The organism is Desulfocurvus vexinensis DSM 17965, assembly GCF_000519125.1.
GTDB lineage: Bacteria > Desulfobacterota > Desulfovibrionia > Desulfovibrionales > Desulfovibrionaceae > Desulfocurvus > Desulfocurvus vexinensis.
This window is the reverse complement of record NZ_JAEX01000043.1, coordinates 1-8,542: the sequence shown is the minus strand read 5'-3', so window position 1 is coordinate 8,542 and position 8,542 is coordinate 1. Positions and strand designations below refer to the sequence as shown.

At 60.4% G+C, this 8,542-nt stretch carries 11 protein-coding genes; 2 read left to right on the top strand and 9 right to left on the bottom strand.

Annotated elements, in window-relative coordinates; all coding sequences use genetic code 11:
- The 6 genes from G495_RS19405 to G495_RS19395 all read right to left on the bottom strand — a co-directional run.
- On the bottom strand, nt 1-1,246 hold a 1,246-nt coding region (locus G495_RS19405; protein WP_084458324.1), incomplete at its 3' end, for a phage tail tape measure protein.
- 145 nt (nt 1,247-1,391) lie between these two features.
- Nucleotides 1,392-2,069 carry a T4 family baseplate hub assembly chaperone gene (locus G495_RS0114280; RefSeq protein ID WP_028588340.1) on the bottom strand — a complete coding sequence of 226 codons (678 nt, stop codon included), beginning with the start codon at nt 2,067-2,069 and terminating at the stop codon, nt 1,392-1,394.
- 16 nt (nt 2,070-2,085) lie between these two features.
- The gene (locus tag G495_RS0114275; RefSeq protein WP_028588339.1) at nt 2,086-2,547 is read right to left on the bottom strand and encodes a phage tail protein; all 462 of its coding nucleotides are present in this window, start codon (nt 2,545-2,547) and stop codon (nt 2,086-2,088) included.
- Nucleotides 2,548-2,558: 11 nt separating this feature from the next.
- On the bottom strand, nt 2,559-4,415 hold the full coding sequence (locus tag G495_RS19400; RefSeq protein ID WP_084458322.1) for a phage tail sheath C-terminal domain-containing protein: 1,857 nt from the start codon (nt 4,413-4,415) through the stop codon (nt 2,559-2,561).
- Nucleotides 4,416-4,418: 3 nt separating this feature from the next.
- Nucleotides 4,419-4,682: a hypothetical protein gene (locus G495_RS21360; protein ID WP_084458320.1), complete on the bottom strand. Its 264-nt coding sequence runs from the start codon at nt 4,680-4,682 to the stop codon at nt 4,419-4,421.
- A gap of 17 nt (nt 4,683-4,699) precedes the next feature.
- Nucleotides 4,700-5,248, bottom strand: a complete 549-nt coding sequence (locus tag G495_RS19395; RefSeq protein WP_051445407.1) for a hypothetical protein — start codon at nt 5,246-5,248, stop codon at nt 4,700-4,702.
- 149 nt (nt 5,249-5,397) lie between these two features.
- Here G495_RS19395 and G495_RS0114260 point away from each other — a divergent pair, with 149 nt between their 5' ends.
- Entirely contained in the window at nt 5,398-6,510 is a 1,113-nt protein-coding gene (locus G495_RS0114260; protein WP_028588338.1) for a helix-turn-helix domain-containing protein, read from the top strand.
- A 44-nt stretch (nt 6,511-6,554) separates the two neighbouring features.
- Nucleotides 6,555-7,040 (top strand): hypothetical protein, encoded by a 486-nt coding sequence (locus G495_RS0114255; protein ID WP_156939720.1) that lies wholly within the window; start codon nt 6,555-6,557, stop codon nt 7,038-7,040.
- Between the two features lie 335 nt (nt 7,041-7,375).
- Here the strand turns inward: G495_RS0114255 and G495_RS0114250 are convergent, their stop codons facing one another.
- From G495_RS0114250 to G495_RS22080, 3 genes are all read right to left on the bottom strand, one after another.
- A complete protein-coding gene (locus G495_RS0114250; RefSeq protein ID WP_028588336.1) occupies nt 7,376-7,861 on the bottom strand; it encodes a phage virion morphogenesis protein in 486 nt (161 codons plus the stop codon).
- Entirely contained in the window at nt 7,851-8,213 is a 363-nt protein-coding gene (locus tag G495_RS0114245) for a hypothetical protein (RefSeq protein ID WP_028588335.1), read from the bottom strand. The genes G495_RS0114250 and G495_RS0114245 overlap by 11 nt, the downstream gene beginning before the upstream one ends.
- Nucleotides 8,210-8,542 (bottom strand): hypothetical protein (locus tag G495_RS22080; RefSeq protein ID WP_028588334.1); only part of this gene is annotated, 333 nt, incomplete at its 5' end. The genes G495_RS22080 and G495_RS0114245, both read right to left, overlap by 4 nt.

Genomic DNA, 8,542 nt, shown 5'->3' with positions numbered 1-8,542 from the left:
CCTCCTGGGGATCTCTTACTCCCAATTCGGTGTCCAAGAAAACCGTACACCGCCCCAGGAGGACCCTGGTCAAGCCCGGCATCGAACGTGCGAGCTTCTGAAAAAACAGGACAGCCTTCGATATCCCCTGGATGATCGGCGTGACCACCGGCAGGAGCGTGCGGCCGAGAATTTCAGCGAGGTTTCCGACCTGCTGGCGCAAAAGCTGGAACTGACTGCCGATGTCCATGTTCATGGCCCGCGCCATTTCCTCGGTGACGGCGGTGCCGCTTTTCATCGCCTGTTCGATGGTGCGGATGTTGCCCTCCAGAGATTCCATCCCCTGGGACAGCTGGAGCAGAAACTTCACTGCCTCATCGGAGCCGAACGCCTTCTTGATCTGCACCTGGGCGGCGGCTTGGGTAAGGTCCGGAAAGCGCGACTTGATCTCCTGAAGAATGGGGATGACCCCCTTGAGCCTTCCTGTGGAATCCACGAAGGACAATCCCAATTGTTCACCGGCCTCGGCCGCCTTCATGATGAATGCCTTGTAAAGTGTTCCGGCTTCCGAACCGGGCATGGTGGTCTGCAATTGCCCGAGAATAGCCAGTTGCTCCTGAAGCGGGATGTTGGAAGCGGCGGCGACCGCGCCGATGTTTTTGACGGCTTCCGCCATCTGCGCCCCGGTGGTCTTGAAGGATGCCACGGTCTGGGCCATGGCTCCGGAGAAGGCCTTGGCCCACTCCATGTCGGTCATGTCCGCCATGATCGGCTTGAAGATTCCGTATCCGGTGGTGAAGGTGCCGACCATCTCCTGGATGCTGGCTTTGGTGGCCTTGGCGGTGAGCGCGGCCATGGCGGAGAAAGTGCCCACGGCTTCGTCGCTCAAGGCGGATAGAGCAGACTTGACGTCGTAGGCCGCGCTGATGAATTCGGCCTTACTGTAACCGGCCCAGGTATTGGTGAAGCTCTCGGAGGCGTCCTCGAGAGCGCGAAGGTCCTTGATTCCGAGCGATGCCATCTCGCCCAGGGCTTTCTGGGTCGCGGCGGTGGAGGCCACGAGTCCGACGGGCACGGCCATGAGCGCCAAGCCCGCGCCGATCATCATGGTGCCTTTCTGGATTCGGTCGAGATTGCGCGTCATGCGCTCGCTGGAGGCAGCCACCGTCACGTCCAGCGACTGCATGGACGACTGGACCCGGCCCGCGTTCTGCGAGAACGCGTCCTTCATCGTGACGATAACGCCGAGTCCGAGATCTCCGTTCATGTGCGCCTGCGCTCCATTTCTTCACGCTCAAAAGCGAGCTGCCGCTCCAGTGCCTCCACGAATTCGCGGCGGACCGAGAGCGGCAGCGCCCGTGTTTCCGAGAAACCCCAGTGGAGCCCGCCGTAGGCGAGGAAAAACGCGTCCCTTACAAGCGAACTCCGGGGAATAAAAAACCCGGCTCCGCCTCCAAGCGGGTGCGGATGCGCATGCCGCAGGAGTCGCAGTCGGTCTCCACGGTGGTGTCGATGCCCGCGTCCACCCTCAGCATTTCCTGCCGGAGGGCGCTGCGGTCACGCATCGACATGTCGTTCATGAGCTTTTTGCTCGGCGACGCTCCGTCCACGTCGATGATTCGGATCAACATGGCGGAGGAGATGGAAGGTTCTTTGAGTGCGGCCAGGCGTTTCTCCTTGTGGCCGTCCAAATAACCGAACCGGACCTTGCCCCCGGAACCGGGGAGCGTGAACGCGAACTCCCGTTCCTCTCCGTAAGGCGTGACCTCCAGCTCTTCCAGGTTGACCGTGACGGCGTTCGACGCCCGGCAGGCGGTGTTCGGGCAGGTCAGTTCCAGCTCGACCTCGTCGCCGAGAGAGACCTGACGCAGGCGGACCAGAATGAACAGCCGGTCCCCGGAGAGGAGGTCGAGCACATCCTTCACCGTCGGTTCGTCGTTGTCCCCCAGCCGCACGATGCAGTTCTTGAGCGCCTGGTTGACGGCGTCTCCCGTCCGGATGAGACGCTGGTTGGTGAGCAGTTCCTCCTCGGCTCCGGTCATCTCCCGGAGCTCGATCTCGAGGCCGCTCGGCAATTCAAAGGTGTGCATGATCTACCTCCTCGGATCAGGTCCAATACTGAAAGCAAATGCTGAGTTTCTCGATGGTGTTGTCCGTGTTCGCGCCCTCGAGTTCGTCGTACTCCAGGACCTTGATCCACGCGCCGTGCAGGGTCCACCGTCGCGTTTCGTTGCCGGTTCGGTCGTAGCGGACGAGGTCGATGTCGCGCATGTAGTCGTTGGGCAGGCCGCCGACCACGGCGTTGACGTCCACCTGTTTCTTGATCCACTCCCTGGCGGCCTCGTCGGAACCGTCCTGGAGAATCCCTTTCTCCAGGGTGATATCCTCGAACTTGACCCGTCCGGCCACCTTCTGGTCGAACATGGAACCGGCGGGCGCGAAAGCCACTTCCTCGAACTCGGTCTTGGGTTCCTGGCCCTTCTTGAAGAGCGCCACGTCGAAGCCGTTCACCTCGACGGCGAATTGCCAGTTCTGATACAGACTCTTGGGCATGTTGCCGCTGCGCATGACTTACCTCCTTACCCGGTCTTGAAGATCTCTTTGAAATCGGACCCCGTGGCGGTGAGCACGAAGTTGAGCTCGATGAATTCCGCCGTCTTGGTCGGCTTGACGAAGACGCGCGCCACGAGTTCGTTGCGGTCGATCACGGCCGGGGTATTGGTCTCCTCGTCGCACTGGACGGCGAAGTCGTAGAGGCCGCCCTTGTCCTTGATGTCCTGCATGAAGGGGTTGATCAGCCGGATCAGCGCGCGCCAGGTCTGTGGATTGTTTGGCTCGAAGACCACGAAACGCGAGGACTCGGCGATGGCCTCTTCGATGAACATCATCAGCCGTCGCACGTTCACGCGGTCGAGGGCCGAGGGCTGGCTTTGCAGCGTCTTCTGCCCCCAGATGTTGATGCCGCTGTCGGGGAAGGAGGCGATCACGTTGACGCCCTCTGGATAGAGGACGTCCCGCTCGCCCCGGCTGGTCTTGTAGCCCAGGGACAAGGCGTTGAAGACCCGGCCGCGGTCGATGCCCGCGGGCGCGTACCAGACATGGGTCTTTTTGTCGCTGCGGGCGTAGCACCCGGCCACGGCTCCGCTGGGTGGAACGAGCTTGCGCTTGCCGGTCACCGGGTCGTTGATCTCGATCCAAGGATAGTAGAGCGCGGCATAAGACGAGTTGAACGCCCCGTGGGAATACATTCCCTGGCCCTTGCGGAAATCCACCGCTTCCAGGGGTTCGAGGTGTATGGGCGCTTCGGCCAGAAGCATGAGGTCCTGGCGGTTTTCCGCGTAGGTGACTCCGGCGTGGATCACCTCGGCGGTCGTGACGCCGGGAACCATGATCAGGTTCAGCGCGTCGATCTCGTCGAAGGCGTAGAACCCGGTGTGCTGGGAGGGATCGCCGGAGTAGTCGGCATCGTCGAGCCCGGTAAGACCGTCGTCTCCTCCCGAAAGGTCGAACACCCCGATCAACGGCCGGTCCGACGGAAGTCCGGATGCGGTTCCAAGGTCCTCGACGGTGATGAAGTCCGACCGTTCGTTGACAGCCAACTCCACATGATTCGGAGCCGCTTCGTCCATGGAGAGGTCCTTGAAAACCTCAACGACCTCACCCTTGTGGCGGACCACTAGGTTGAACGCGCGGCTCGGATCGAGGGAACCGTCTTCTACCTGAACGGAGAGCCGTGCGCCCCAGGTTCCTTCATCGGCCGCGCGTACCTTGAGTGTGTCCATCGCGTCCATGCCTCCGGACAAGTTTGCCGAGGCCGCGGCTTGGACAATGCCCGCATCCAGCGTTTCCGCCGTGACCAACGCGGAGGCCTCCGCAGAACCGACGACTGCGGCGACCACCTGGTCCGCTGTGGATACAGGATCACCAGCCCCGTCGGTGGCCAGGTTCACGGTGACGGCCTGTCCGAGGACGCCGATAGACAAAGGGGTGTCATTTCCCGCAGCGACGAGTTCGACGGAGACGGCGTTTCCCGCGGCCCCCGGCAGAATCGCCCGCCACGCGATGCGATCCGTGCCGACGGTGCCGGATGTGAGTGACGCTGTCGCCACTCGCCGGTCCTTGAGGACGACCTGGGCTTTCACGGCGGTCAGGGTGTTCCGGTCTGTGGGGTCGGTCAGATGGGCGATGCGGTTTACGAAAAGAACGGAGCCGCCGTTGTCGAAAAACGCCCTTGCGGCGTAGGCCAGGTATCCGGCCTGCAGATAGGAGCCGAACTTGTTGATGAACTGCTCCCAGCTCGTCACCAGCACGGGTTTGTTGATAGGTCCGCGTTCGGCCACGCCCACCATGCCGCAGGAGGAGGTGGATATCTGCTTGACGTAGAAACTGAAGTCGACTTCGCGGGTATAGATGCCCGGTGAAAGATACGTGCCCATAATTTACCTCCGTTTCCGGCGTTTGCCGTTGTTTTCGCCGTCGGCTCCTGTATTGACCGGCTCTTCCCGCGGAGGCTCGGGTACGGGAGTAGTCGGCATCACCGGCGTCAGCGACACGAATCCACGCTTCGCGGCAACGTCGATCTCGGGGGAAATGTCGTCCTCGCCCAGCGTTCTGCGCTCGCGGGGATTCAGATGCAGCCCCCGGCCGCCTCCCGCGAGGTGGAACGTGAGCGGTTGGAACAGAAGATTCTTGATTTCGATCACAGTGGTTCCTCCTTGTTTCATGGGGTATGGAGCCGATCCTCCTCGACACCGTCCCGGAACTCGAACCGCCGGTCTTTGATGAGCGGGCCCGTTTCGACGAGGCCGTCGTAAACCGGACAGTCTTCGATCCGGCAGCGGCCGCTGCTCTGGCGCAGGTTGGACAGGTTCACCCGTCGCAACCCACCCAGGGGGACTGTCTCCGTCAGGTTGAGGGAACCTCGGTCTTCCACGGCCAGGACCGGGTGGAGTTGATAGAAACGCGCGACCCGTTCCTGGAGGTCCAGCAGTTCGCCTTCGTGGCCGGCGGTGACGATGACGTCGAAATCGAGGTGGTAGAGTCGGGGATGGCGGCACTGCTCATAAACGAGGTTCGGGATGTCCTTTTCCAGCATACGGGCCATGGTGCGTCGCTCTCCGTTTTCCGCCAGCGTCGGTCCCTGCAGGATCAAGCTCGGGACGTTTGGCACCTCGAAGACGTCGTCCGCGGCGACGAGCACCGCGTCCGGGTCGATCTCCGCCTTGACCAGGCGGATCAGGTTTTCAACGACTGTGCGAACGGTTTCCAAGTCAGGTTCCTCCGGTTCAAGCGAATGTTTCCGCTGGATACCTACCGGAGCCGGACGGGAAGTGTCGGAGCCCCTTTTTCATATAAAATACCACTTGACAAAATTTTGTTGAGTGGTATATTTTAGAAAAACACAGAAAGGAGGCGACCATGAATCTGCAGATACTCGCCCAAAATGTGAGGCGGTTGAGGACTGCGAAGCGCTTGAGTCAAAGCGCCCTGGCGGACGACGCGGGTCTCTCCTTGCCGGCGATAAAGAGTCTCGAACTCGCAAAGAGCGAGCCACGGATGAGGACCATGCAGGCTATCGCCAAGGCCCTCGATGTGAAGATTCAGGAGCTTTTCCAGCCGGTTCGGGAATTACGCACCGTCCGGTTCCGTTCGGCGAAGCGGATGCAGAATCGCGAGAATGTCCTGGCCGAGGTGGCGAGGTGGCTTGATGATTTCAATTTCCTCGAGGAGAGTCTGAAAAAAAAGATGCCGTTCAGCCTTGGCGCTGTCCGGAGACAATGCTCCAGAGACCGCCTCGCCGAGGCGGCCGGACTCTGCCGGAAAAAGCTGGGGCTGAAGGTCACCGAACCCATCCACGACATCTGCGGCATGCTCGAACACGCGGGCGTGAAGGTTTTCCCGGTTCCCATGGCTTCCGATAGTTTTTTCGGCCTCTCTGTGGGCGAGGAGGACGGCGGGCCGGCGGTGGTGGTGAACGTATGGGAGCGGATTTCGGTGGAAAGGCGCATTTTCAGCGCCGCCCATGAACTCGGTCACCTCATGTTGCATCCCGACGCCTACGACGTCACCAAGGTCGATGAAAGCAAGGAGGAGGAACAGGAGGCCGACCGTTTCGCCGGGCATTTTCTGATGCCGAACGAGGGGTTCCGCAAGGAATGGAATGAAGCGGCCGGATTGCACTTCGTCGACAGGGTCTTCAAGGTCAAACGCATTTTCCGGGTCAGTTACAAAACCGTTCTCTCGCGTCTTCTGGAAGAAGGGGCCGTGGACAAGTCCATCTGGATGAAGTTCAACATGGCCTATCAGCAACACTTTAACCGGAAGCTTTCCTTCAAGGAAGAACCGATGGGCATCGATCCGGCGGAGCCGTTCGGGATGCAAAGGTTCGATTTCTACGAAGACCGATTCAAACGCCTGACCAGGGAAGCGGTGGAAAAAGACAAAATATCGCTCAGCCGCGGCGCGGAGATGCTTCGGATCGGTATTGAGGAGATGCAGGATCTGCTCCAGAATTGGGAGGTCATTCTGTGACGCGCCGCCCGGCTCCCCGCAAGTTGATGATCATGGACGCATGCGTGCTGATCGATTTCATCAAGGCGGAGCGGGCCGTGCTGGAACTCGTGGTGAAACATATCGGTCCGCTGCACGTGACCAGCCCGGTCGTGGACGAGGTTAACGAAATCGATGACGAAAACGAGTTGGTAGCCCTCGGACTGATCATCATCGAGCCGGAAATCGAAGATGCGTATACCGCCGGCGGCAGATCCGGACCGTTATCGTTCGAGGACTGGCTGTGCCTGCTGACGGCCAAACGGCATGGTTTCACCTGCGTGACCAACGACAAGAATCTACGGAGGTTGTGCAAACAGGAAGGGGTCTCGTTGCTCTGGGGGCTTGAGCTTGTGGCCGAACTGCACAAGGTCGGCGGAATCACCGGCAAAGAGGCGGAGATTTTTGCTCAAGCCATTAGGCGGTCGAATCCCAAGCACATCACCGAGAAGATCGTCTCGCGTTTTGCGGACCTCATTCGGCGGCAGGAAGGTCACAGGTCCCGGACATGATGATCCGGGCACTTCAGCATTATGGGAATTCCGTCACCCAAACTTGGTGACGATATAGTGCGACAATGATCGCACCAATAACCCAAGAAGAGGTATATATCCAATGGCAAAAGATGATCCTTCAATGCGCGGTAACAGATCGCGAAATCAAACGAATGGCCGTCTCAGAGACACCCGCGACGACAAGCACGTGGGCACGCTGGAAGAACAGTACGATAGGGATTTCGGGGTGCGCTCGGACATGCATGTGGACACTCTGCTCAAACAGACCGGTCATTCATCGGTGAACAAACTTATCAAGAGCGGAATCGGTAAGAAGGAATAAGGACCGCCCATCAAATCACCGAGCGGATGGCCTGGCGGTAGTTCTCGACGATCTGCCCGCGGTACTTTTCCATGGTGGGGTGCAGGAAGGGTCGGGGCGGGATGACGATCACCGCGCCGTTGGGGTGCTGGATGGTGGCTCCGTATTCCATTACCGCGCCGATGTTCACCAGGTCGTCGCCGTCCTTGTTGACCGTGCCGCGCAGTAGCCCCACGAACGCCCGATCCGCGAGGATGCGTTGAGTGATCGAATTGACGAGGAATCCGGTGTCGATCAGGGCCTTGCTGGAGCCCTTGCGTGCGATGGTACTCTCGGCCAGCTTGACGAACGCCTTGCCGCCCGGTGCCTGGGAGCGGATGCCGCGTTTGATTTCGCGGACGAGGAAAAGGGCGTTCTTGATGGTCGCCTGCCGGATCGCCAGAGCGAGCCGGGCTCCCGGATTGGCTGCCAGTTTCGCCTTCGCTTTGTCCCAATCTCCGAAGCGCTTAACTCCCATGCTGACGCACCAGTTTCAGCGCCTTGTGGGTCACGACGCCGAAGAGACGCTCTTCCACGACGGTCTGTACCCGGAAGACGTCTGTGCCACTGCGCACCCGGTCTTCCGCTCTCACGTCCAGACCGGGGAGCACGCAGGCCGTGGCGTCGATCTTGTTGGCGAGATCTTCCGGAGGCGTTTCGATGAACTCGAGAGGAAAGGTCTCCACTTCAGTGAACGAGGCGTCGTCCGATCCATACAATCGCTCACCGGGGACTGCACGCAGCAATGCGGCTTCCTGTGAGCTTGCCAGGATCAGTTCCTTTACGTCCCCGACGGCAGACGCTTTCTCGGGATCGCTCAGCAGGGTCACAGCTCAATCTCGCTTCCTTGATCGTAAATGACCGGCACGAGTCCGCCGGGCGTGATGATGTAGTCCTCGGGGGATGCGGCGGCTCCCGGTTTGATTTCACTCAGCCGCTGTTTGTATACGGCCTTGAGGTCTTCCTCGAGCCCGGCCCAATGCTCCGGCTGCTTGGTTTTGTCCACCCTTTTGTCGCCGCTGGAAAAGGCGAAGGCGTTGGCGGTCTGAGCCCGCATGACCTGGCAGGCATGAATCTGGCCCAGCAGGAGCAGCAGCTCGCGCGGTTCGCCTTCCGGCTCCGGAACCACCTCTCCGTTCACGACGGACATTGAAAGCTC